Genomic DNA, 24,547 nt, shown 5'->3' on the forward strand with positions numbered 1-24,547 from the left:
ATGTCTCTCCTCCAAGGGTCGAGGGGGCCCGGCGGTCACGTACAGGTGACCGCGGGGGTGTCGCACGGCACGGCTCCTTTCTGGCGGGTCATCGGAAGGAGGCGTCGTCGACGTAGAGGCCGTCCGTGCCGGCGACCGTCTCGACGTAGAAGGAGGCATTGGTCAGCGTTCCCGTCCAGGACACGGTGGCGGTGCCGGTGAGCTCGGTCCAGCCGTCCGCGCCGACCGCCCGGGCCGGGGTGAGCTGGAGGTAGCTTGTGGCGCCGTTCGCCGTGATCGTCAAGGTCGCCTTGGCGCTGGGGGTTCCGCTCTGTGAGCGCACCCAGACGCTCGTGGTGTAGGTCCTGCCGTTGGTGAGCCGCGCGGTCACGTTCTGGTGCGGGCCGTTCCAGGCCGCGGTCCGTCCGGAGTTGAGCAGGGACCGGCTGCCCGCGTGGGCGACGTCGGCCGCGGACAGGGTGCCGCCGGAGGTGGTCCAGCCGGTCGTGCCGTTCTCCATGGAGCCGTTCGTCAGCAGCTCGCCGCCGCTGCCGCCGCTCGGCGTGAACCGCCACCAGTCGAGGTTGAGCAGGTAGCCGCTGCCGCCCGCGAAGCGGAGGTAGAGGTCACGGGTGCCGGTCGCCCCGGACACCGGGCAGGTGACCGAGCTCCAGGTCTGCCACCCGCCGGTGCCCGAGACGGTGCAGGTGCCGACCAGGGTGCCGGTGGCGCTGCCGAGGCGCAGCTCGATCCGGCCGCCGCTGGTCGCGGACGCCACCCGGGCGGTGAAGGAGGAGGCGCCGTCGCCGAAGGCGACACCCTTGACCTTGAGGTAGTCCCCGTTCTCGACGAAGCCCACGTTCATGCCGCCCTCGGCGGCCGGTTCGGTCTCGACTCCGGAGGCCCAGGCGGTGGTCTCGGCCTCCTGGCGGACGAACGGGTCGAGCGTGCCGATCTGGGGCGGCCCGGCGGTGGTCATGTTGATGGTGGGGAACGTGCCGTCGGCGTTGTAGGTGAACTTCTCCACCGCCACCGACCTGGTGTAACCGCCTCCGCCGGGGAGCGCGCCGTTGTGGTAGAAGAAGTACGAGCCGCCGTTGAAGTCGATGATTCCGGCGTGGTTGGTGAAGCTGCCGCCCTGCCGGGGCATGATCGTCCCTCGGTACGTCCACGGCCCGGTGGCGCTGGGCGCCGTCGAGTAGCCGATGAACTCCGAGCAGCACTCGGCGGCGAAGACGTTGTAGTACAGGCCGTTGCGTTTGAAGACCCACGGGCCTTCCTCGTACAGGGTCGGCCGGTTGGGGTTGCCGGTCCGGGTGCCGAAGCCCGCGGTGGTGAGCGGGATCTGGGTCGGACTGCCGGAGTAGGAGATCATGTCCGGGTTCAGTCGGACGTACCAGAGGCGAGGGTTGCCCCAGTACAGGTAGGCCTGGCCGTTGTCGTCGATGAACACGTTCGGGTCGATCTCGTTGTTGTTGACCAGCGGGCGCCCGATGGCGTCCCGGAAGGGCCCGGTCGGGCTGTCGGCGACCCCGACGCCGATGGCCATCGAGCCGGTGGCGCGGTCGCGTACCGGCACGTACCAGTAGAAGCGGCCGTTGCGGTGGGCGACGTGGCCCGCCCAGGCGTTGGCGTCGGCCCAGGCGAACGTGGCCAGGCTCATGGGCGAGCCGTGGTCGGTCCAGTTGGCCAGGTCCGAGGAGGAGTAGACACGCCAGTCACGCATCGTGAAATAGGTGGAGCCGTCCTCGTCATGACCGGTGTAGAGGTAGACGCGGCCGTTGTGGACCAGCGGCGCGGGGTCGGCCGTGTAGATGGTCTGCACGATCGGGTTGTCGGCCCCGGCCGCCGCCGGGAACAGCACGCCCGGGACCAGCACGCTCGGGACCAGCAGGCCCACGAGGCGCAGGATCGTGCGCAGGGCGGATCTCATCGGTTGCCTCCGTCAGCGCCGCGGCGTCAAGGGGTGGTGAGGTCGAAGCGGCGCACGGTGACCGCGCCGCCGAGTGACTGGGTGGCGTAGTTGAAGATGCCGAACCGGTAGCCCATGAAGAACTGCCAGGCGTTGTTGAGCGTGAAGGCCGGGCCGAGCCCTGCGAACGTGCTGCCGTCGGTGCTGTAGGAGAAGCGGGCCTGCCTGCCGGAGCCGGGCCGGATGTCGGCGCTGACCCGCAGCCAGATCCGGCTGCCCGAGAGAGGCGCGCTCGCCGCCTCGGTACCGGTGCCGGTGGTCTGCCACGAGCTGTTCATGGTCAGGCCGTTGGTCATCACGACCCGGCTGACGCCGTTGTCGCGTTTGACGCCGATCCACGCCGACTGGTCGCGCAGCATGGCCAGCCCGGCGCGGTCGCCGTTGCTCATCTGCGCGTGGTCGAGCTCGATCGTCGCCGTGGACGACGGGCCCTGGATGCGGTGGGTCAGCGTGTTGCGGGCGTTGTAGAGGTCGCCCGTGACGGTCGCGGTCTGCAGGCGCAGGCCGTCGCCGGTGGAGAAGCGGCTGGTGTCGGGGTTGTGGTTCCACTCCCAGCGGTGGCCGAGGCTGCCCGAGGTGAACGTGTCGGGGCCGATCATCGACGCGACGGTACGGCTGGTCTGGATGTTCGGCCTCGGGTAGTTGACGCCCCAGCCGCCGTTGACCGTCTGCACGACCGGCCAGTCGCCGGTCCAGGTGATCGGCGCGAGCGCCGGCATCCGGCCGCCGGGATAGGCGTCGACGAACGCCATGTAGTACCAGTCGCCGTTCTGCGTCTGGACGAGCCCGCCCTGGTGCGGGACGCCGCCGCCGGAGATGGGGCCGGGCATGTCCAGCAGCACCTGGCGCATCTCGTACGGGCCCCACGGCGAGGTGGAGCGGAGCACGTACTGGCCGTTGGCGGGGCGGGTCAGCCAGATGTAGTAGTAGCCGTTCCGCTTGTAGAAGCGGGCGCCCTCCAGGGTGCCGACGCTGCTCGGGGTCTGGAACACCTGCTGGGCGCGGACCTGGCCGAGCCCGTCGGGCGTGAGCTGGGCGACGCTGATGGTGCCGTTGCCGTAGGCGACGTACATGGTGTCGTCGGTGTCGATCAGCAGGCCGGCGTCGTAGTAGCAGTTCCCGATCTGGGAGCGCTTGGTCCACGTGCCGTCCACGGCGGAGGCGGTGTAGACGTAGGTGCGGTTGAACTCGACGCAGCCGATCCAGTAGTAGGTGCTGTTGCTGGGCCGGTAGTTCAGGGTCGAGGCCCAGATGCCCTTCACGTACGCCCGGCCGCCGCTGAGGTCGTAGGCGGCCGAGCCGAAGTCGAGTCTCGGCACCGAGTGGCCGGCGTACTCCCAGTCGACCAGGTTGTAGGAGCGCAGGATCGGCGCGCCCGGCGAGTAGTGCATCGTCGAGGCCGAGTAGTAATAGGCGTCGCCGACCCGGATGATGTCGCCGTCGGCGAAGTCCTGCCAGACGACCGGGTTGGTGTAGCCGGTGGTGTCGCCGCCGACGCGGACGAGCTGCCATTGCTGGTTGGCGCCGCCCCAGTCGTCGTACTGGACGATGTTGGCGTTGTCGGTGGTGGCGGCGCCTTGGACTTCGAGTGCTTTGCCGCTGTGGCGGCTGATGAGGCGGATGTGGCCGCCGTCGGAGTCGGCCAGGCGCCATTGCTGGTTGGCGCCGTTGTGGTCGGCCCATTGGACGATGGCGGCGCCGTTGGCGGTGGACCAGTTGTAGACGTCGAGGACTTTGCCGGAGTGGCGGGATTTGAGGCGGTAGTAGCCGCTGCCGGAGTCGACGAACTGCCATTGTTGCTGGTTGCCGTTGTTGCGGGTCCATTGGGTGATGCGGCCGCCGTCGGCGGTGGACAGGTTGTAGACGTCCAGGGCCTTGCCGCTGTTGCGGTTGACCAGCAGGTACCACGCGCTGGTGTCGACCGTCGCGGCCGACGCCTGAGGCGTGAGGAACACGCCCACGAGGAGCAGGGACGACAGGATCGCGAGCAGGCGCCTCACAGGAACCTCCAGAGGTTGTCGTTCGCACCGTTGTCATCGGCGAGCACGATCTGGGCACCCTGCGCGGAGCCGGCCAGGCCGAGAACCCGGCCGCCGTTGGCGCACTGGATGCGGAACACGGCGCCCGACCCGTACCGCAGCCGCCAGCGGTGGTCGGCGGTGCCGTTGTCGGCCCACTGCAGGACGCGCGACCCGGCGGCGGTGCCCATGTTCTCCACGCCCAGCACCTTCTGGCTGTGGGAGTTGCGCAGCCGCAGGTAACCGCCCGTGTCGGTGACCGCCGTCCACAGGTGGTCGGCGGTGCCGGTGTCGCCCCACTGGACGACGAGCGCGCCGTCGGCCGTGGACATGCCGGTGACGCCGAGCACCATCCCGGTGCCGACGTTCTGGACGCGCCGCGCGCCGTTCGGCAGGAACCGCCACTGGTTGTCCGGGGTGCCGTTGTCGGAGTCCTGCACCACCGGGGCGCCGTTGGCCGTCGAGCCGTTCTGGACGCCGAGCAGCTTGCCGCTGTGCACGTTGCGGATCTTGACGGAGCCGTCGCCGGCGTCGGTGACCGTCCAGCGGTGGTCGGCGGTGCCGGTGTCGCCCCATTGCAGCGCCCGGGCGTTGTCGGCGGTCGACATGTTCTCGACGCCGAGCACCTTGCCGCTGTGCGCGTTGCGGAACCGCAGCGCGGTGCCGTCGACGACCGGGATCCAGTCGTGGTCGGCGGTGCCGCTGTCGGTCCACTGCAGGGCGGGGGCGCCGTCGGCGGTGGACATGTCCTGGATGCCGAGGACCAGCCCGCTGGCCGCGTTCACCAGCCGGAAGCTCGCCGCGCCGGTGCCGCCGCCGCCGGTGTTCCAGTAGACGACGTAGTTGTGGTGGTGGGCGTCGTGGAACGGCCCCAGCCGCACCGACGCCCCGTTCGCCGTGGCGGTGAAGGACAGGGCGGAGGTGCTGGTCCGGGTGACCGAGGAGGGGTTCAGGGTGGGGGCGGCCAACAGGCCGGTGTCGCCGTAGTCGCCCGACAGCACGACCGGGCCGTAGGTGACGGCCTGCATGGCGGGGTTGTCGTTGGCGGCCTTCATGACCACCCGCATCGGCAGCCGCACGGTCACGGTGTCGCCCGACGTCCACGACCGGGTGAGGTGGGCGTAGGAGCCCGGCGTGGTGGCGATGTCCAACTGGACCCCGTTGACGCTGACCGTCGCGCCCTGGGTCCAGGCCGGGATGCGGACGCGCATCGTCCACGACCCGCCCACGTTTCCGGTGACCTGTAAGGACGTGGTGTCGCCGACCGGGTACGAGGTGGCCTGGGTGACGGTGATGCCGCGCTGGGCCCAGGTGAGCGTGGAGGGCACGAACAGGTTCACGAACAGCGTGGTGCCGTTGTGGAAGTAGATCGAGTCCATCAGCTTGGTGTTGGTCTCGATGCCGGTGCCCTGGCAGCACCAGAAGGAGTTGTAGTCGGTGCTCCACGTGCCGCCGCCCCAGGCCGGGCCGACCCCCCGCCGCCCGCCCGGGTTGAGCGGGGTGAAGTACGTGACGTGGCCGTGCGCGTCGGCCGGGTTCTGCTGCCCGAGCAGGTGGTTGAGCAGGGCGTTCTCGTAGTAGTCGACGTAGTCGGCCCGGGTGGGCGACAGCAGCCACAGCTCGCGGGCCAGCTTGAGCATGTTGTAGGTGTTGCACGCCTCGCCGGTGTCCCTGGCCAGGTGGGCGGCGATCGCGTTGGGAGCGCGGAAGTGCTCGGCCTGGCTGTTGGAGCCGTTCACGTACGTGTGCGCGCCGACGGTGATGGACCAGGCGTTGGCGGCGATGTCGCGGTAGCGGGTGGTGCCCGTCGCCTTGTACGCGCGGGCCGCCCCGATCCACTTCGGCACCTGCGTGTTGGCGTGCAGCCCGTTGAGCTGGTCCTGGCCCGCCGCCAGCGGGTTGAACACGGCCGCGTGGTCGAACCGCTGGGCCGTCGTCATCCACCGGGAGTCGCCGGTCATCTGGTACAGGTCCGTCAGCACGGCGTTCATGCCGCCGAACTCGGTGCCGAGCATGGCCTGCAGCTGGCCGGAGCTGAGCCGTGACGTGCGGGCGTCCACCCATCCGGCCAGGGCCAGCAGCACGGTCCTGGCCCGGGTGTCGCCGATCAGCCGCCACACGTCCAGCAGGCCGGCCAGGGTCTTGTGGATGCAGTAGTACGGCACGTTGCCGTTGTTCAGGGTGCGGTTCTCCACGGCGGTGATGTCCGACTCGGGGAAACCGGACAGGTATCCGCTGGTGAACCCGGCGGCGCCGTTGTTCGCCTGGCACTTGGCCAGCTCGGCCACCATGTGGACGGCCTTGTCGCGGCAGGTGGTGTCGCCCAGCACGGCGTAGGCCTGCGCCCACGCGGTCAGGAAGTGCCCCTGCATGTGTGAGCGGAACGGGAAGCCGGGCGCGTCCCAGCCGCCGTTGGCCGCCGCGCCGCCGGTGGACAGCCGGTGGTTGGCCCGGAAGACGTACAGCAGCCGGTCGACGTCGACGAAGCGCAGGTAGCTGAGGGTGCGGTTCTGGTTGTCGAGCAGGCGTCCGGTGGTCAGCCGGACCTGGCCGAGGTCGAACTCGTACGCCGAGACGCCGATGTCGGGTCTGGCCCAGGGGAGTGCGGCGAAGGCGGGGGAGGCGCCGGCGACCTGGCCGGCGGCCGTGAGCGCGACGGTGGCCCCGGTGGCCTGAAGGAGCTGACGGCGGCTCAGATACATAGGGGCTCCTTGACTTCCCTAGGCGGTGTTAGCGCTAACACATTCGCGAGGTGTACGGGCCTGCTCCGGTGCGGGTGTTGTCGCGGAGTACATCCGACGGTCCGACCCGGCGTCAACGAGGCGGAGCTCCGGCCGTTCCCGACGCCGTCGCCCGAACGCCTTCCCTGCTGGCGTTTCGTGCCCGAGAAGATCACGATGCGCGACTCGTACGACTGAAAGTTTCACAGCGGCCACCCTTGAGGACGGCTAACTTGCGGGAGTTTCAGCGTTAAGTTGCCGAAGCGGCCCGGCCTGCGCGGCGCATCGTCCCGGTCGCCGAGGCGCGTTCGCGCCCTCCCGCCCGGACCGGGCCCGATGCCGCCGCACCGCCTCTGACCTGGTGAAAGGCGCGCGCTGACGGAGTTTCCGGCACCGCTCGCCGGCTCCCACCGCGGGGGACGACGCCGCTTTCGATCTTCGTTACCTTTCCTTCGGCCGGCGGTTGACGATCTGCGTCAGGGACCCTTACCGTCCTCCCGCAAGTCGCGCGCCCCCCGAGCCGAAGGAGTGGACATGACGCATGGCCCGAACGACCCCGGAAGCAGGGACCGGACGCGGCTGAGCCGGAGAAGCGCGCTGGCCGCCATGGGAGCCCTGCCGGTCATCGCCGCGGTGACCCGGGCCACGCCCGCTTCGGCGGCGGCCACGGCCGTCATCGACCTGTCGGCCACGCGGCAGACGATCCGCGGCTTCGGCGGGATGGCCCACGCGGCCTGGATCGGCGACCTGACCGCCGCCCAGCGCGACACGGCGTTCGGCGCCGGCGAGGGCCGCCTGGGATTCTCCGTGCTGCGCATCCCCGTACCCGAGAACCAGGCCGACTGGAGCCGCGACCTGGAGACCGCGCGGCGCGCGGCCGAACTCGGCGCGACCGTCATCGCGTCGCCGTGGAACCCGCCCGCCCACATGACCGAGACCTTCGTCCGCGGCGGCCAGACCGACGCGCGGTGCCTGCGGTACGACATGTACGGCGCCTACGCCCAGCACCTGAACGACTTCACCGCGCACCTGCGGAACAACGGGGTGACCCTGTACGGCATCTCGGTGCAGAACGAGCCCGACTACGCGCACGACTGGACGTGGTGGACCCCGGCCGAGATGGTCCGCTTCCTGCGGGAGAACGCCGGCTCGATCAGCACCAGGGTCATCGCGCCCGAATCCTTCCAGTACCTGAAGAACATCTCCGACCCGATACTCAACGACCCCACCGCGCTCGCCAACGTCGACATCATCGGAGCCCACCTGTACGGCACGCCGTACGCGAACTTCCCCTACCCCCTCTTCAAGCAGAAGGGCGCGGGCAAGGAGCTCTGGATGACCGAGGTGTACCACCCCAACAGCAGCGACTCCGCCGACCTCTGGCCGCAGGCGCTCGACGTGGGCGAGCACATCCACCGCGCCATGGTGGACGCCGAGTTCCAGGCCTACATCTGGTGGTACATCCGGCGCAGCTACGGCCCCCTGCGGGAGGACGGCCAGATCAGCAAGCGCGGCGCCTGCATGGCGCACTTCGCCAGGTTCGTCCGGCCCGGGTACGTGCGGATCGACGCGACGGCGAACCCGGCGTCGAACGTCTACGTCTCGGCGTACCGAGGCGGTGACTCCACGGCCGTCATCGTCGCCGTCAACAAGGCGACCTCGGCGGTGAGCCAGCAGTTCACCCTGTCGAACGGCACCGCGTCCAGCGTCTCGTCCTGGCTGACCGATGCGAGCAGGAACGTCGCACCCCAGGGCGCGACCGGCATGTCGAACGGCTCCTTCACCGCCACGCTCCCCGCCCGCAGCGTCACCACCTTCGTGACCGGGGTCACCGGCACGCCCGGCCCGATCGACACCAGCGCGTGGTACGTGCTGGTCAACCGCAACAGCGGCAAGGCCCTGGACGTCTACAACCTGTCCACCGCCGACGGCGGCCGCATCACCCAATGGACCCGCAACAACGGCAACCAGCAACAATGGCAGTTCGTCGACTCCGGCAGCGGCTACTACCGCCTCAAATCCCGCCACTCCGGCAAAGTCCTCGACGTCTACAACTGGTCCACCGCCAACGGCGCCGCCATCGTCCAATGGGCCGACCACAACGGCGCCAACCAGCAATGGCGCCTGGCCGACTCCGACGGCGGCCACATCCGCCTCATCAGCCGCCACAGCGGCAAAGCACTCGAAGTCCAAGGCGCCGCCACCACCGACAACGCCAACATCGTCCAGTACGACGACTGGGGCGGCGCCAACCAGCAATGGCAGCTCGTCCGCACCGGCTGACCGGCACGCGTCAGGGCAGCGGGAACCGGGCCGCGTGGCCGAAGGCGATCAGGGGCACCGTGTGGTGCGGATCCTGCGCGCTCGGCTGCAGCGCCGCGTCGGAGAAGTGCACCCAGGTCGCCCGCCCGTCGGCGCTGCTGCCTTCGGAGATGGCGACCCCCTTGTAGGGCTTCGCCGGCCGGGTCTCCACGCGGGCGGGATCGACGAGGGCGCGCGGCGCCGTCCGCATGCCGAAATTGGAGTGGTAGGACCGGACGGCGCGCCGCTCCCTCCTGAGCCACGTCTGCAGATTGCGCAGGTGCCGCTCGGCCCCGGCGCCGTCGTCGGCGACCCCGTCGATGTCCCAGATCTCCCGCCAGCTGTCGACCAGCGCCTCCTCGGGGGAGGCGAAGATCGCCGGGTTGTAGAGCTTCTCGTCGATCGGGCGTGAGGTGCACAGGTTGAGCGGGTGGTCGATGCCGTTGCTGAACCCTGAGACGGTGAGCGCCCAGCGGGTGGGGATCGGCTCGTCGTCGAACACGTTGTCGGGGACGATCGAGGCCCTCCCGTCGTTGAGGGAGAACCGCGTCATCGGCGTCGCGCGGCTCGAGACGAGCCGGTGCCCGTACAGGAAGCGCACGACCTCCTTGATCAGCCGGCTGAGCCCCAGCTGGCTGTCGAGCGGGCCCCAGCCGCCGGTCGGGTTGACCGGCATGATGACGATGGGATTGCGCCCGGCTGCCTGCAGCTGGGGGATGATCTTGTAGCCCGCGAGCAGGTAGTTGATCGCGTGGTACGGATAGGGCTGGACGAGGTCCTTGGCGACCGCCGGGGCCCTGATGTCGTAGGGGTAGCGTCCGAGGAAGGGATAGCCGTCGCCGGGGAAGTCCGGCGCCTTCGTCGGCGGCGAGTAGAACACGACGATCTGCGGCGGAGTGCCGAGGGCCACGCGCGGAGCCCAGACCGCGATGAGGAAGCGCGGCCCGCGCGGCTCTCCCGCCGCCGTCGTGAACCCGTACTCGAGGAAGACGAAGTGGCCCGTGCCCCCGTTCTTGACCGGGACGGCGTCCGACGGATAGCCCGCCGGGGTCGCGCTGTCGAAGACGACGGGATTGCGCAGCCGGCTGATCGTCGGATCGGTGAGGTAGGCGCCGTAGTAGATCCACCCCTGGCCCGGCTCGCAGAGCAACGCCCGCGGGTTGTCCTTCACCTTGTGCTCGGGCGGGAAGGTGACCGCCGGCGCGAGCCGCACCGTGCCGTCGACCACGTCGACCGCGACCGTGTCGCCCTGCCCGGTGACCGTGGCCGCGCGCAGGTCGGCGAGCCACCGGCCGCCTTGCTTGCGCACGGTGAACGTCTCGCTGGAGAACCCCGGAGCCTGGGCGCCGGCGGTCAGCTGCACCGTGTCCTTGTCCGCCTGCAGGTCCGTCGGCACGCCGGGGAGGATCCGCGTGATGACCGGCACGCTGGTCTGGCCGGGGCCCGGACTGCTGAGGTGGCGCGCGACGAAGAACGGCGGCGTGTATTGGCGCCCGTTGACGTCGAAGACGCGGACGACGAACCGGGTCATGACCCGACCTCGTGGGACGGGCCGGCCGCGGAGCTCTGGCGATCGATGACCATAAGGACTCCGGTCGGGAAGGGCCGCACCTCTGGCGTCCGGGAGAGTGGTGTGATGCACTTAGCGCAGGCACATGAACACTCACAGTATATCTCCGCTGTGGGTGCGTCGGAGGGGACGGGGCGGGGGTTTTCATGGCGATCGTGGTCACGTTCACCGGCAGGACGGTGCTTCCCGGGTCGGATTCCGGGCTCCGGATCTGGTCCTACAAGGTCGAGCCCAGCATGCCAGGGGAGATCCCGGCGAACTCGCGGATCGCCCTCGGCCTGCCCCGCGACGTCGACGTGCGCGATCCCGCCCTGTACCCGGGCGTCACCGAGCTGCAGAACACCTTCCTGGTGCGCGACCCGAACGCGACCCGTCAGTACGTCGGCCGCGAGGCCCACCCGGCGGGCGCGCTGACCATCTCGTTCGTGGCCCCCTCCTCCTCGTCCACCAGCGAGGTCATGCTCGTCAAGATGCCGACCGGCCAGACCATGACGCCGCTGTCCTTCGCGCTCAGCCCGGGAGGCGCCCAGGCCCCGGTGCAGACGATGACCGCGCCCCTGCCGGGAAGACCGGCGTTCCACGGCCGGCCCCTGTCGGAGTTCAAGGGATCTCTCCCGTACGCCAGCGAGCTCTTCGGCGTCTACCAGCCGCTGGCCGGCTGGTTCGGCGCGCTCAACACCCGGTGGGCGTTGTCCCGCAGCCTGGGCGAGTCCCGATACGCCGACCTCGGCGACCCCGGGGAGACCGCCGCCCGCATGCTGGAGGAGGACGCGCTGGCGGCCGTGGCCGGCCAGTGCGAGGCCGGTCTGCAGGGGGTGCTGTCGCCCGTGGGGCTGGTCAACCTCTTCCGTGAGTACTTCTTCGAGTTCGACTCCTTCCTGGGCGTGCCCGCCGGTCACGTGTGGCTCAGCCCCGGCGGCACCGTCGAGCTGGTGGAGACCAGCACGCGCCGCACGCTGGTGGAGAAGACCGCCGAGCAGTCGCTGGAGACCTCACGCAAGGTCGAGGAGAGCCTGACCACCCAGGACGACGTCGCCGACGCGGTCAAGGAGGCCAACGCCAACGACACCAAGCTCGGCGTCAGCGCGACCGGCGGCGTCAACGCCCCGATCTTCCACGCCGACGCCAGCGCGAGTTTCAGCACGCAGAGCACGCGCGAACGGTCCTCCGAACAGACGCACAAGCACAGCCGCACCCAGAGCGCCAAGGTCGCGAGCGAGATCAAGCGCAACTTCAAGACCACCTTCAAGACGGTCACGGAGACCACCGACACCGCGAGCCGGCGCTACGTCCTGCACAACGCCTCCGCCGAGGACCTGGTCAACTACGAGCTGCGGCGCAAGATGCGGAAGGTCGGCGTGCAGCTCCAGCACATCGGCTCCCGTCTGGCCTGGCAGATCTACATCGACGAGCCCGGCCGCCACCTGGGGCTGGGCGACCTGGTGGACATGGTGCCCGCACCCGACCTGACCGCCATCCCCCGGCCCGAGGTCAAGCCCTATCCGGCCGAGCAGAGGGTGACCCATGCGCTCTCGGTGCCCTTCCGCTGGATCCAGGGCGACGAGAGCGCCGACCAGACGTACGTGACCTCGTCCGACAACATCGACCACGGCATCAACAAGGACTCGCCCGGCGTCGACGACATCATCCAGTTCAGGTTCGACCTCCCGTTGCCGCCTCCGCCGGACGGCTACGAGATCAAGCCGCCGGGCACGCCTCCCCTTCCGCCGCCCATCGACTTCCACGGCGCCCAGGTGCAGTTCACCGCCGCCGCCTCCGACCTCAACATGACCGCCAACCCCGACCCGGCGCGGAACGTCCTCGGGATCCGCCTGACCTACGCGAACTTCCAGACCAAGAAGTCCATGCCGTTCGACGTCACCGTCGTCTACACGCCGAAGGCCGAGACCAAGGAGGCCATCGACGCGGCCAACAAGGCAGCCCTGGACGAGTACGCCGAGCGGGTCGCCAAGGTGCAGCACGAGGCGTACGGCAACGCGGTGCGCGAGCGCCTGAAGAAGGTCAGCCTGATGCGTTCACGCTCGTCGGAGGACCTGCGCAAGGAGGAGCGGCACACCGTGTTCCGCAACCTCATCCGGCGCGTCGATCTCGGCGAGGACCCGCACCTCGGCTCGGAGCTGATCCAGCAGTTGTTCGACGTGGACGAGATGCTCTACTTCGTCGCCCCCGACTTCTGGCGGCCGAGCACCACCACCCCGCCCACCACGCCACCGCCTCCCACCCCGCCGGAGCCCACCCAAGGAAGCGTCGGCCACTACCCGCTGCCCGCCTACCCTCCCGGTTCGGCCGGTCCGGCGCTCTTCACCGGCGAGACGGTGGCGAGCCAGTACTCCTTCACGGACGTCAACAACGCCCTCGACCCCAACGGCAACGCCACCCCCGAATGGCGGGTCAACTACCTCATCACCGAGGAGTCCCAGCCGGCGCCGATGGGCAGCTCGCTGGGCTGGCTGATCCAGCTCGACGGCGACGAGCGGCGCAACGAGTTCCTCAACGCCGCCTGGGCCAAGGCGGTGCTGCCGGTCCGGCCCGGCCACGAGATGTGCGCGCTCCAACTGCTGCGGAAGATCGAAGGTGAAGGGGTCTTCCAGCGGCCCTACGCCTTCCAGGAGGGCGACCCGGCCGAATACCAGAACAAGACGGTCGGCGAGGTCCTGCAGTTGCTCGCGGGCGGTCTCCAGCAGGCCAACAGGAACATGGACAACGTCCGCGCCGCCGAGAAGGTCTTCGAGACCGGCTTCGACCCGCTGGAGGGCGGCTTCCGTCCCGCCGAGCCCTACCAGGTGTTCGACCAATGGATCGAAGTGCTTCCGACGGACCAGGTCGTGGCCGTGGAGGTCCGCTACGACCCCAAGACCGGTCAGCAGCTCTGACCTGTCCGCGGTGGGGCGCCCGTGGCCTGACGAGGCGCCGCCGGTGGCGAGTCGACCGCGTCCGCGTCGGTCACCGGCCGGGCGTCGCCGGCGAAGCGATCCAACGCGTCCCCGCTGAGCAGCCGCACGGGTGCGGGCGCCCGCTCGGCCAGCGCCCGCACCGGCAGGGCGCCGTTCGCGCCCACGAGCAGGAGGTTGCCGATCCCCTCGCCCCGCAGCACCTCCGGCTCACCGAACAGGCCCACCTCGCCGAACGCCGCACGGAAGGTCGCGACCTGACGACGGGCGAAAGCGAAGGGCGCGGAATCCACGATGTTCAGCGCGTACTGCCCACCCTGATCCAGCACCCCCGCCACCGCGGTGGCGCATTCGAGACTCGTCAGCCGCGCGGGCACCCCGGTCCGGATCAGCACGTCCGTGACGACGAGATCGTAGCCTCGCGGAGGCAAGGCCCAAAGGGCGTCCCGCGCGTCCGCGATGCGGATCTCCATCGCGGCGTCGGGCGGCGGCGGCAGCACCTTCGTGACCGCCTCCATCAGCGCGGCGTCCCGGTCGACGACCAGCTGGACCGATCCCGGCCGGGTGGCGGCCACGTACCTCGGGAGCGTGAGACCCCCGCCACCCAGGTGCAACGCCCTGATCGGCGCATCGGGGGCCGTGACACAGTCCGCGAGCGCCGCGAGCCACTGCACATACTTGAATCTCAGCTGGCGGGGGTCGGCGAGGTTCACGTAGGACTGCGGGAAATAGTCGAACATCAGCACCCAGGTCCCCGTGCCTTGCGAAGCCGGTGCCAGGTCGACCACGCCGAAATCCGTCGACACGCTCACGGCGTCCTCGGGCTGTTCATAGACCGTCATCGAGCAGACCCTTCCTGACGACCTGACGGCCGTGCATCGAAGGCGGCGCCGGGCCGGCCGGAGGTCCGTCAGCTACGCCTGATTGTCGGACGGCGCCAGGCGCGGATACAGGTCGGCGGCAGGCTATTCACCGGACATTCGGGCCTCGTCGTGGCGGAGAAAGCGCAAGAGGCTCTCGCACCGCGACGGCCCACGTGACGTGAATGCCCGGCAAATGTCCTCCCTGTGGCCTTTGAGTGCGCGGTCTTCGCGTCAACACTCACCAAGGGAAGCGTCCGAGCACGAACACGAGAGGTGGCAAAGGCATGAGAACTGCTCTAGCGTCCATGGGCGACAGGCTCCTCGCGCGCCTCGCGCCCAAGGCGGTCGCCGCTGCGGGAGGCTGTGAATACGAAAGGAGCTGCCGCGCGCAGAAATGCCGCGCGGGCGGCAACGTGTATCCCCGCACGCTGTACATTCTCTACAGCAACTGCGACCTGGTGGTCGCGGGTTGCTGCGCCTAGCGTTCCGGTGAGGCTTGACCCCTGACATTCTGCTTGGTCCCTTACCGCTGCGGGTCCGGCCGGCCTTCTGACGCCGTCGAACGGGGCCAGGCAGAATTCAGGGCGCCGTCGATTCCCCGCTTCCGCTCCCGCCGGGAGGAACGAACAGTGCTGGCTTATGTGGGCTTCGGCTGCCGTGTGCTGCTCGCGGTGGTGTTCTTCGCCGCGGCGATGAGCAAGGTGCGGGGGCGGCGTCAACGGGCCGAGTTCCAGGCGTCGCTGGAAGCGTTCGGCGTGCGACCGCGCTGGAGATCCCCTGCCACCGCGGCGGTGATCACGGGTGAGCTGGCCACGGCGTCGCTGCTGGCGCCGGATGTCACCGCGCTCGCGGGTCTGGGCGTCGGGGCGGCGCTGTTGCTGGTCTTCACCACGGCGATCAGCTCGGTGCTGCGGCGGGGCGTGTCGGCGAGTTGCCGCTGTTTCGGCGCGTCGACCCAGCCGCTGGGCAGGCGGCACCTGATACGCAACGCGATCTTGCTGTTGATCGCGGCGGTGGGCGTCGCGGGAACCCTACCGGCCACGGCTCCGGGGCTCGCCGCATGGGACCCGGCGGCCCTGGCGCTGTCCGGGTTCGCGGCGATGGTCCTGGCCGCTCTGGTCATCTCTTATGACGATCTTGTGGCGGTGGTCCTCCCTCGTTGAGGACGTCGCCGTACGCGTGAGAAGGAGGACGGGTCGATGGATGTGGTGTTGATCGCGGCGGTGGTCGTGGTCGGGGTGCTGGGCGGGCTCAACCTGTTGCTGATGCTGGCCGTCCTGCGGCGGTTGCGTGAGTACGACGCGAAATGGGCCCGCGCCGGGATCGACAACCTCGCCGACCGCAAGATGGTCCCCGAACCGGGGACCCAGGTCGCCGACTTCACCGCTACCACCCTGGACGGCGCCGAGATCGCCCTGAGTGAACCGGCCGGTGTGAGCGGGGCGGACGGTCCGCTGCTGGTCGGGTTCTTCTCTCCCGGATGCCCGGCCTGTCACGACGAACTTCCCCGCTTCGTCGAGTACGCCGGAGCGGGCGGGCGGGACCGGAACCTGGTGGTGATCTCCGGCTCGGCCGAGGACGCCGCGGACATCATCGAGGCCGTCGCGCCGATGGCCCGCGTGGTGGTCGAGCCGATCGAGGGCCCGCTGATGACCGCGTTCGCCGTGCGGGGCTGGCCCTCGTTCATCGCGCTCGGGCAGGACGGCACGGTCCAGGCCGCCGCCGCCAGCGTGGTCACCCTGGAGCGGTCGCAGCAGGCCGTCTCGGTGTGATGCGCGCAGCCGAGCAGACCCCGGACGACGCGTCGGCCGATCACGCGACCGGCGGCGCGTCGAGCTGGCGTGAGCGGTGCGCGACCGCGCTGGGGGTGGCCTGGCGGGCCAGGCCCGCCCTGCTGCTCCTCCAGCTGGCCGGGGCGCTGGTCATGGGCGCCACGCCGGTCGCGGTCGCCTGGCTCACCAAGCAGATCCTGGACGAGCTGCTCGGGCAGCAGCGGTCCGTCGGCTGGCTGATCGGGCAGAGCGCGTTCCTGGCCGGGCTCGGGCTGATGGCGGCGGCGCTGCCGCACCTCTTCCAGTACGTCGAGGCCGAGATGGGCCGCTCGATCCGGCTGCACAGCCGGGACCGGCTGTACGCGGCGTTGTCCCGCCAGGCCGGGCTGTCCAGGTTCGAGAACCCGCTCTTCCACGACCGGATCCGGCTGGCCCAGCAAGCCGGGGAGATGTCGCCGCAGACGATCCTGGACACCTCGCTGGGCGGGGTGCGCACCGTGGTCACCATGCTGGGGTTCACCGGCTCGCTGCTGGCGATCAGCCCCGTCATGGCCGCGGTGGTGCTGCTGTCGGCCATCCCGGTGGTGGTCGCCGAGCTGAGCCTGAGCAGCAGGCGGGGCCTGATGCTGTGGACCATCAGCCCGCACGAGCGGCGTCAGGTGTTCTACTCCCAGCTGATGATCGACCGTACCGCCGCCAAGGAGATCCGGCTGTTCGGCCTGGCGGACTTCATCCGCTCGCGGATGATGGGCGAGCTGCGCCAGGTCAACGCCGCGCAGCGGAAGCTGGACCGGCGGGTGTTCCACACCCAGTTCGGGCTGGCCGGGCTGACCGCCGCCGTCTCCGGCGCGGGCCTGGTCTGGGGGATCCTGCAGGCACGCGCCGGCCTGCTGACCCCCGGCGACGTGATCATCTTCATCGCGGCCGTCGCCGGGGTGCAGAGCGGGCTGTCCGGACTGGTCGCCCAGCTGGCCGGCGGGCACCAGGCGCTGCTGCAGTTCGGCCACTACCTCGCCATCCTCAACGCCGAGCCGGACCTGTCCACCCCGGCCCACCCGGTGCCCGCGCCGCCGTTGCGCGGCGCGATCGAACTGCGCGACGTGTGGTTCCGCTATGACCCGGACAAACCGTGGGTGCTGCGCGGGGTCGACCTGCGGATCCCGGCCGGCTCGCTGACGGCCCTGGTCGGCGTGAACGGCGCCGGCAAGAGCACCCTGGTCAAGCTCCTGTGCAGGCTGTACGAGCCCACCCGCGGCTCGATCAGCTGGGACGGCGTCGACATCCGCCACATCCCCGTCGCCGACCTGCGCGAACGCATCGGCACCGTCTTCCAGGACCACATGAACTACGACTTCACGGCCGCCGACAACATCGGCATCGGTGACCTGCCGGCCCTGCGCGACCGGGACAGGATCCGCGCCGCCGCGGCCTCCGCCGAGGTGGACGACACCATCGCCGCCCTGCCCTACGGCTACGACACCCTGTTGAGCCGGATGTTCTTCATGGACTCCGACTCCGACGGCACCACCACGGGGATGACGTTGTCCGGCGGTCAGTGGCAGCGGATCGCCCTGGCCCGCGGCCTGATGCGCGGCCGCCGCGACCTGCTCATCCTGGACGAGCCCAGCTCCGGCCTGGACGCCGAGGCCGAGCACACCATCCACCGGCGGCTGGTCGAACACCGGCACGGCACCACCAGCGTGATCATCTCGCACCGGCTCAACGGGGTGCGGATGGCCGACCGGATCGCCATCCTCGACGCCGGCCGCATCACCGAACAGGGCACCCACGACGAGTTGATGGCCCACGACGGCACCTACGCCCGCCTGTTCCGCATGCAGGCGTCGGGCTACGACACCGGCCACGAGCCGCAGCCGATCCCATGATCGCGCTGACGTCCGCGCTGGCGGTGGCGCTCCTGGTCGCGGTGGTCGTCGTACGGCGGCGCATCGTGGTCGTCACCGTGTCGGGGATCAGCATGACCCCCACCCTGCGACCGGGGGAGAAGCTCCTCGTACGCCGGTGCGGCCTCTCCGCGCTGAAGGTCGGTGACATCGTCGTCCTGGAACCCCCGCGCGCCGCGGTCTCCCGCGCCGGCACGCCCTGGCAGGTCAAACGGGTCGCCGCGCTCCCCGGTGACCCGATCCCCGTCTCGGCGCGGGAGGCGTCGGGCGCCTTGCGGGCCGTCCCCGACGGCGCGCTGATCGTCCTCGGCGACAACACCGCGAGCGACGACTCCCGCCGCACCGGCCCCTACCCCGGCGACCGGATCCTCGGCGTCGTGCTCAGGAAACTGGCCGGAGACGCCTTCCCGGGCCACGACCCGGGCGGGCGCTCCACCGCTGCCGCGCGCCCGCCCGGCGGTCGCTGATCAGCCGCTGATCAGCCGTTGGTCAGCCGGTGACCGAGGTGAGCGCGGCCAGGTAGCCGTAGCGGTAGCCGTTGGCGTTGGGGTGCAGCGGGGTGGGGTTGAGCACGGGGTGGATCCACGCCTGGCTGGAGCAGACGGCGTGCCCGGCGAAGAACGCCTGGGTGTCGACGAACGGGAACCCGGACTTCGCCGCGCTCTGGGCGATGCTCTGGTTGAGCGCCCGGCCGAACCGGTTGAGCTTCTTGCGCTGGAACTGGTTGGGCACGATCCAGGCGCTGCAGCCGGCGGTCTCCTCGAACAGGAGCGGGTAGCCGAGCACGTAGACCGTCGCGTCCGGGGCCGCCTGGCGGATGGCGGCGTAGGCCGTCTCGATCTTGGCCGCGACGGCGGGCAGGCCGGCGACGGCCTGGTCGACCACGTTGGTGCAGGCCGAGTCGCCGGACTGCATGCAGGTCAGCACCTGGTTCCCCCAGCCGGTGTCGTTGCCGCCGATGGTGATGGTGACCACGTCGGTGTCCGCGCTGAGTCCCGGGATCTGCTCGGCCAGCACGTCGTCGGTGACCGCGCCGCCGCAGGCGACGTCGGTGAAGGAGGTGATGCCATGGGCCTGGGCCCACAGCGTAGGATAGCCCTGCGGGCTGCGGCCGCAGTCGAGGCTGACGCCGGGCGCGCCGAGGCCGGAGGAGAAGGAGTCTCCCATCGCCACGTACTGGATGGGCGAGGCGGACGACCTCCTCGAGGCGGCGCGCGCCGTCTTCCACGCCGGGGGCTACGCCGCCGCGCAGATCGCGGACATCGCCAAGCGGGCCGGCACCACCAAACCGACCCTCTACGCGCGGCTCGGCAACAAGGAGCAGATCTACCTGGCGGTCGTACGGCGCGAGGTCGTCAACGGCGTGACCGACCAGCTCACCGGCCTCATCAAGCGCCGCCAGGAGGCGTTCGGGCCCGACCTCGGACCCGTCGCCGACGCCCTCGCCGCCGCCTGCGTCGGCGTCGCCCTCCAGGTCTGCGAGCACACCATCGACCGCGGCGGCGACCTGAATGCCGCCCAGCACCTCGCGGCCCGCTTCGTCGAGAACGCCTTCCACAACCTCGACCTGCGGACCCTGGCGCCCTGATCCGTGGCGTTTCCCGGAGAAACAATGGTGAAGTCGGTGTGAAGCAGCGTCTTGTTACGCTGACCGAGCAAAAGCGCACCTGCCGGGCATTCGGCGAGCGCGTTATTGCAGAAAATTCGACTCCCGAGGGAGAAGGTTTCCGCATGGCGAAGATGCTGACACTCACGGTGCTGGGCCTCAACAGAGGCAAAATGGGCGGACGTTACCACTGGGCGACTCCTACCGGATGAAAGCCGAGGGAGATCCGGGAGCTCCCGACCGGATCTCCCTCCTTTCCGAAAAAGGGAATCGATGTCCAACCGCTATCGGCCTGTCCCCGGCCCGTCCGGCCGATTCCTGATCGGCAACACTTACGAGTACGACAGTGACCGCCTGGGTTTTCTGGCCCGGACCCAACGCGAATACGGGGACGTCTTTCGTTTCAGTCCGACCACGGTCGTCGTCCAGGACCCGGAACTGATCCATGATGTGCTGGTCCGGACGAACGCCGAGTTCCGTGCCGAGAGCCCGCTCGTGTCGGGCGCGGCGGCCAGGTTCCAGGACATCATCGACCGCCGGCTGCCCGTCTGGATGTCGACGCGGCGCAAGGGCTGGCGTGGCATGAACTCCTCCGGATCGGTGGCCTACGGTTCCCGGCTGGTGGGACGGTTCGCCGCCATCATGGACGAGCACGCCGGCCGGGAGGTCGACGTCCTCTCCGTCATGAGGTCCTTCTCCGGCCAGGCCATCGCCGACTTCTGCCTGGGCGGGCGGCCGGAGCACGGCGCATCGGTGCGGGCCGTCGCGGAGGCCGTGGACAGGGCGGCGACGGCGGCGTCCGCGCTGATGTCCAGCTCGCTGACGCTGCCGCACTGGCTTCCCACCCCGCGCATCCGCAGGTTCCGCCGTACCGCGCAGGAGGTCCGGTCGGCGCTGCTCGACCAGATCACCCGCAGGCGGGCGGCGGGCGACCGGCCGGACACCCAGGATCTGCTGGACGAACTGCTGCACGGCGCGGGGGCGGAGCTGACCGACGAAGCCGTCTACGACGTGCTCAACGTGGTGCTCCGCGCCTCCCACGGCGTGCCCGGAGCGTCACTCAGCTGGATCGTGCGCCAGTTCGCGATGGACCCCGACCTGGTGGCACGCGTGCGGGCCGAGGCCGACGAGGCGGGCCTCGGCACGTCGGACGCTCCTCTCGGGACGGCCGACCTGCCCTACACGGAAGCCGTGGTCAAGGAAGCGCTGCGGATGTATCCGCCCACGTGGCTGATGGGGCGCGACATCGTCCGCGAGACCCGCGTCGGGGAGTGGAACCTGCAGCCCGGGCAACACCTCATGTTCTGCGCCTATCTGGTGCACCGGGATCCCCGATGGTGGAAGGACCCGGAGGAGTTCCTCCCGCAACGCTGGCTCGGCGGCGACCCGCCCCACGGCCGGTACGCGTACTTCCCCTTCGGCGCGGGCCCCCGCATCTGCCTCGGCAACCAGCTCGGCATGCTGCAGCTGGTCCTGGCCACGGCCTGGCTCGCGACGAGGTTCGACATCGAGGTCGCCGATCTGCGGAGCGTCGTGTCGGCGCCGCAGGCCCTGCTCGTCCCGCACGGACTGCGGGCCGTCTTCCACGCCCGCGCGTAGGGCTCGCGAACAGGAGAGAGATGAGCGTCGCCGAAGACGAGGTGCGCGAGGCGGGCCCGGGTTATCGGTGGCGCTGGCCCGCTCTGGTCGTCATCATGCTCGGCTCCGCCATGGAACTCGTCGACGTCTCCGTCACGGTCCTCGCCGGGCCGACGATCCGGTCGGACCTCCAGGGCGGCACGTCGGATCTCCAGTGGTACACCGCCACGTACACCCTGGCGCTGGCCTGCGGCCTGATCACAGGCGGGCGGCTCGGCGACATCGTCGGCCGCAAGAGGATGTTCCTCATCGGCATGGCCGGGTTCACGCTCGCTTCCTTGCTGTGCGCGTCCGCCGTCACCTCGGACATGCTCATCCTCGTCCGGGCCGTTCAGGGGCTCTTCGGCGCGGCGATGATCCCGCAGGGCCTGGGCATCATCAAGGACGTCTTCCCGCCGAGGAGCCTGTCGCTGGCGTTCAACGCCATGGGGCCCTTCATGGCCGTCTTCTCCCTGGGCGGGCCGATTCTCGGCGGCTGGCTGCTGGAGGCCGACCTGCTGGGCGCGGGCTGGCGGATGATCTTCCTGGTGAACGTGCCGATCGGGGTGCTCGCCGGGCTGGCCGCGGTGCTCACCCTGCCGCCCGATCCGCCTGCTCGGCGGGTCGCGCTGGACTGGACGGGCGTGGCCCTGGCCTCCGTGGGGTCGCTCCTGGTGGTCTTCCCCCTCGTCCAGGGCCGCGAGTACGACTGGCCGATCTGGACGTACGCGATGATCGGCGGGTCGCTGGCCGCGTTCGTCGCGTTCGGCCGGCACGAAGCCCGCAGGAGCCGCCTGGGCGCCGACACCCTCGTCGTGCCGAGCCTGTTCCGCAAGCGGTCCTACGTCGCCGGGATGGCCGTCGGCCTGGCGTACTTCGCCGCGCTCTCCGGCTTCGGGCTGGCCTTCACCCTCTACCTGCAGCTCGGGCTGGGGTACGCGCCGGCCAAGACGAGCCTGACCGGGACGGCCATGACGGCGGGGATCATCGTCGGCTCGTTCGTGATGCCGATGGTGAGCAAGTACGGCCGGAGGGTGTTCCACGGCGGCGCCGCGATCACCGTGGCCGGCCTCGTCTCGTTGGTGTGGGTGATGGGGACGGACGTCACGCCGTGGCGGCTCGTGCCCGCCCTGCTGGTGGCGGGGCTGGGATCCAGCCTGATGATGGGGCCCTTCTTCGCGCTGGCGCTGGCCGACGTCGAACCCCAGGAGATGGGCACGGCGACGGGCGCGCTGTCAGCGCTTCAGCAACTGGGCAGCGCTTTCGGGGCGGCGCTGCTCGGCACCGTCTTCTTCGAGGCGGCCGGCCACGGATGGTCCTTCTCGTCCGCCGCGTCCGTCGCGTTCGCGGTGGCGGGCGGGATAGCCGCCCTCATGTTCCTGGCGGGTTATCTCTTCCCGCCTTACCGCCCGTGAGGGGTGAGCTCGATGTCCGACCCGTACATCCTCGTCACCGGCGCGACGGGCACGGTCGGCAGCGCGCTCCTCGCGATCATGACCTCCCGTGGCGTGCCCGTCCGCGCTCTCACCCGCCACCCCGAGAACCTTCCCGGGCACCCGCTCGTCGACGTCGTCAAGGGTGACTACGACGACCGGCGGTCCCTCGACGCCGCCACCGCCGGCGTGGAAGCGGTCTTCGTGCTGACGACGCCCGAGTCGCCCGTGCCGCGTCACGACCGGGCGATTCTCCGGGCGGCGCGATCGGCGGGCGTCGGCAGACTCGTCAAACTCTCCGCCACCAGCGCCGGCGCCCGGGGGCCGGACGGCAGGATCGTCGGGACCTGGCACCGCGCCGCCGAGGATGCCGTGACCGGCGGCGGACTGCCCTGGACGATCCTGCGCGCGCCAAGCTTCGCCTCGAACTTCCTCCGCTGGGCCGACACGATCCGGCAAGGCGGCGCGATCCCCAACATGACGGGGTCCGGCCGCCAGGGCGTCGTCGATCCGCGGGACGTGGCCGCCGTCGCGGCCGAGTGCCTGCTCTCCGGCGTCGGCGCCTGGCAGATCCTCACCCTGACGGGCCCGGAGCCGCTGAGCGTCCCCGACCAGGCCGCTTGTCTGGCACGGGTGCTCGGACGGCGGATCACCACCGCCGACGTGCCGCCTGATCAGGCGCGAGCGCGGATGCGGTCGGCCGGGATGGACGACCCCGCCATCGAGGCGGTCGTCGCCGGAGCGACCTGGGCACGGGAAGGCGGCAACGCACGCGTCACGGAAGTGGTGCGCAGGATCCTCGGGCGCCCGCCCCGCGCGTTCGAGACCTGGGCCCTGGACCATCGTGCCGCCTTCGCCCCCGTGTGACCGTGGAGACGGCCGCTCAGCAGGAGGTCCTGAACTTCCCGGAGGTGGCGATCGTGCCCACGCCGCTCTTCCAGACGACGGATCTGTAGGTGTGGGTCCCCGAACCCGAGCAGTTGTAGGTGACGTACGTGCTCTCCGCCGGTCTGATCCATACCGACGCCGCCATGTTCTCCCAGCCGTACCACCGTGACCGCTCCAGCATGATCCGGTAGTCGCCGCTGCAGGTGCCGGCGAAGCCCTCTCCCCAGATGGTGCTCCCCGACTTCCAGGGCGTCTTCGCCGACTGTGCTCCGCAGGCGAGAACGGAGGCGGACGAAGCCTGCGCGCCGGAGATCGAGACGGTCGACATCGCGATCCCGAACACCGCGACGACGGCGGCGATCCTGCGGCCCATCTTGCGTGATGCCATGGCGAAATCCTCCTGTGGTGATCTGGGTGTCGCTTGCTGGGAAAGGTGGCGTGGCGCGACCGATTGCCTGGCGCGGGCCGTTCCGGGGAGCAGGTGTGTTCCTAGGTGAGCGCGCACGGTGCCGAGGCGCCCGGCTTGATGGCCGCTCGGGTGGCGTCCCGGTAGGCCGGGGGCACGATTCCGCGCCCCGCGCACAGGGTGAAGACCGCGCCCGTCCGGGTCTGCAGGGTGACGGCGCAGCCCGGGGGAGGCCGGTTGTCGAAGGAGCCGACGGGACCGGTGAACGTGGCGGTTCCGGCGCAGGTGGTGTAGGTGCGGGTGGCTGTGGGCGCGGTGAAGTCGGCGTTGCGATAGAGGATCACTTTCCCCGCCGACGCGGCGGCGGGGCCTGCCACGAGCAGGGCCTGCAGGACGATCGCCACGACGATGCCCGCGAGGAGGGCGGCCCTCTTCACCGGCGCCGACCTCTGCTGCTTCTCCACATGATCTCCTCTCCGGAGCGATTAACCTGAGTTGTTCACATGGCGGCGAGCATAAACTCGTACGGATTCAACCGTCAACTGACATGAATGAGATCATGGGAGCGGAGACATCGGAGCTGATA

General features: G+C 70.2%; 20 protein-coding genes. 12 read left to right on the forward strand and 8 right to left on the reverse strand.

Going from position 1 to position 24,547, the window contains the following annotated elements:
• Window positions 1-88: 88 nt before the first annotated feature.
• Genes ACGFI7_RS41170 through ACGFI7_RS41180 form a run of 3 tightly spaced genes read right to left on the reverse strand, consistent with a single transcriptional unit; the run spans window position 89 to window position 6,671 of the window.
• Window positions 89-1,912, reverse strand: a complete 1,824-nt coding sequence (locus ACGFI7_RS41170; RefSeq protein ID WP_393415105.1) for a family 43 glycosylhydrolase — start codon at window positions 1,910-1,912, stop codon at window positions 89-91.
• 26 nt (window positions 1,913-1,938) lie between these two features.
• Window positions 1,939-3,951 carry an RICIN domain-containing protein gene (locus ACGFI7_RS41175; RefSeq protein WP_393415108.1) on the reverse strand — a complete coding sequence of 671 codons (2,013 nt, stop codon included), beginning with the start codon at window positions 3,949-3,951 and terminating at the stop codon, window positions 1,939-1,941.
• Window positions 3,948-6,671: a beta-L-arabinofuranosidase domain-containing protein gene (locus tag ACGFI7_RS41180; RefSeq protein WP_393415111.1), complete on the reverse strand. Its 2,724-nt coding sequence runs from the start codon at window positions 6,669-6,671 to the stop codon at window positions 3,948-3,950. Before ACGFI7_RS41180 ends, ACGFI7_RS41175 begins: the two co-directional genes overlap by 4 nt.
• Before the next feature lie 552 nt (window positions 6,672-7,223).
• On the opposite strand from ACGFI7_RS41180, the gene ACGFI7_RS41185 reads away from it, so the two are divergent.
• Window positions 7,224-8,972, forward strand: coding sequence for an RICIN domain-containing protein (locus ACGFI7_RS41185; RefSeq protein WP_393415113.1), 1,749 nt, complete (start codon window positions 7,224-7,226; stop codon window positions 8,970-8,972).
• A 10-nt stretch (window positions 8,973-8,982) separates the two neighbouring features.
• Here ACGFI7_RS41185 and ACGFI7_RS41190 read toward each other — a convergent pair whose 3' ends face one another.
• Window positions 8,983-10,521: a hypothetical protein gene (locus tag ACGFI7_RS41190; protein WP_393415115.1), complete on the reverse strand. Its 1,539-nt coding sequence runs from the start codon at window positions 10,519-10,521 to the stop codon at window positions 8,983-8,985.
• A 185-nt stretch (window positions 10,522-10,706) separates the two neighbouring features.
• Between ACGFI7_RS41190 and ACGFI7_RS41195 the strand changes: the two genes are divergently transcribed.
• Window positions 10,707-13,454 carry a hypothetical protein gene (locus tag ACGFI7_RS41195; RefSeq protein ID WP_393415118.1) on the forward strand — a complete coding sequence of 916 codons (2,748 nt, stop codon included), beginning with the start codon at window positions 10,707-10,709 and terminating at the stop codon, window positions 13,452-13,454.
• Here ACGFI7_RS41195 and ACGFI7_RS41200 read toward each other — a convergent pair.
• Window positions 13,442-14,314 (reverse strand): spermidine synthase, encoded by an 873-nt coding sequence (locus ACGFI7_RS41200; protein ID WP_393415120.1) that lies wholly within the window; start codon window positions 14,312-14,314, stop codon window positions 13,442-13,444. The two genes, ACGFI7_RS41195 and ACGFI7_RS41200, sit on opposite strands and share 13 nt — an antisense overlap.
• Window positions 14,315-14,640: 326 nt before the next feature.
• Between ACGFI7_RS41200 and ACGFI7_RS41205 the strand changes: the two genes are divergently transcribed.
• From ACGFI7_RS41205 to ACGFI7_RS41225, 5 genes are all read left to right on the forward strand, one after another.
• Entirely contained in the window at window positions 14,641-14,817 is a 177-nt protein-coding gene (locus tag ACGFI7_RS41205) for a hypothetical protein (protein WP_393415123.1), read from the forward strand.
• 147 nt (window positions 14,818-14,964) lie between these two features.
• Window positions 14,965-15,498 carry a MauE/DoxX family redox-associated membrane protein gene (locus ACGFI7_RS41210; RefSeq protein ID WP_393415125.1) on the forward strand — a complete coding sequence of 178 codons (534 nt, stop codon included), beginning with the start codon at window positions 14,965-14,967 and terminating at the stop codon, window positions 15,496-15,498.
• A 36-nt stretch (window positions 15,499-15,534) separates the two neighbouring features.
• Window positions 15,535-16,107, forward strand: a complete 573-nt coding sequence (locus ACGFI7_RS41215; RefSeq protein WP_393415128.1) for a TlpA family protein disulfide reductase — start codon at window positions 15,535-15,537, stop codon at window positions 16,105-16,107.
• Entirely contained in the window at window positions 16,107-17,993 is a 1,887-nt protein-coding gene (locus tag ACGFI7_RS41220; RefSeq protein WP_393415131.1) for an ABC transporter ATP-binding protein, read from the forward strand. Before ACGFI7_RS41215 ends, ACGFI7_RS41220 begins: the two co-directional genes overlap by 1 nt.
• Window positions 17,990-18,478 carry a S26 family signal peptidase gene (locus ACGFI7_RS41225; RefSeq protein ID WP_393415134.1) on the forward strand — a complete coding sequence of 163 codons (489 nt, stop codon included), beginning with the start codon at window positions 17,990-17,992 and terminating at the stop codon, window positions 18,476-18,478. Before ACGFI7_RS41220 ends, ACGFI7_RS41225 begins: the two co-directional genes overlap by 4 nt.
• Window positions 18,479-18,500: 22 nt before the next feature.
• On the opposite strand, the gene ACGFI7_RS41230 is transcribed toward ACGFI7_RS41225, so the two are convergent.
• Entirely contained in the window at window positions 18,501-19,178 is a 678-nt protein-coding gene (locus tag ACGFI7_RS41230) for an SGNH/GDSL hydrolase family protein (protein ID WP_393415137.1), read from the reverse strand.
• A 13-nt stretch (window positions 19,179-19,191) separates the two neighbouring features.
• Here ACGFI7_RS41230 and ACGFI7_RS41235 point away from each other — a divergent pair, with 13 nt between their 5' ends.
• From ACGFI7_RS41235 to ACGFI7_RS41255, 5 genes are all read left to right on the forward strand, one after another.
• Window positions 19,192-19,599, forward strand: coding sequence for a helix-turn-helix domain-containing protein (locus ACGFI7_RS41235; protein WP_393415140.1), 408 nt, complete (start codon window positions 19,192-19,194; stop codon window positions 19,597-19,599).
• 38 nt (window positions 19,600-19,637) lie between these two features.
• The gene (locus ACGFI7_RS41240; protein ID WP_393415143.1) at window positions 19,638-19,829 is read left to right on the forward strand and encodes a hypothetical protein; all 192 of its coding nucleotides are present in this window, start codon (window positions 19,638-19,640) and stop codon (window positions 19,827-19,829) included.
• 61 nt (window positions 19,830-19,890) lie between these two features.
• Complete coding sequence (locus ACGFI7_RS41245; protein WP_393415146.1) at window positions 19,891-21,216, forward strand: cytochrome P450; 1,326 nt, start codon at window positions 19,891-19,893, stop codon at window positions 21,214-21,216.
• Window positions 21,217-21,236: 20 nt separating this feature from the next.
• Window positions 21,237-22,649 carry an MFS transporter gene (locus ACGFI7_RS41250; protein ID WP_393415149.1) on the forward strand — a complete coding sequence of 471 codons (1,413 nt, stop codon included), beginning with the start codon at window positions 21,237-21,239 and terminating at the stop codon, window positions 22,647-22,649.
• Window positions 22,650-22,661: 12 nt separating this feature from the next.
• Complete coding sequence (locus ACGFI7_RS41255; protein ID WP_393415152.1) at window positions 22,662-23,534, forward strand: NAD(P)H-binding protein; 873 nt, start codon at window positions 22,662-22,664, stop codon at window positions 23,532-23,534.
• A 16-nt stretch (window positions 23,535-23,550) separates the two neighbouring features.
• On the opposite strand, the gene ACGFI7_RS41260 is transcribed toward ACGFI7_RS41255, so the two are convergent.
• Both ACGFI7_RS41260 and ACGFI7_RS41265 read right to left on the reverse strand, forming a co-directional pair.
• Entirely contained in the window at window positions 23,551-23,943 is a 393-nt protein-coding gene (locus tag ACGFI7_RS41260; protein WP_393415154.1) for a hypothetical protein, read from the reverse strand.
• A 101-nt stretch (window positions 23,944-24,044) separates the two neighbouring features.
• Window positions 24,045-24,425, reverse strand: coding sequence for a hypothetical protein (locus ACGFI7_RS41265; protein WP_393415157.1), 381 nt, complete (start codon window positions 24,423-24,425; stop codon window positions 24,045-24,047).
• Between the last annotated feature and the right edge of the window lie 122 nt (window positions 24,426-24,547).

This window comes from Nonomuraea sp. NPDC048826 (assembly GCF_043198225.1).
Lineage (GTDB): Bacteria > Actinomycetota > Actinomycetes > Streptosporangiales > Streptosporangiaceae > Nonomuraea.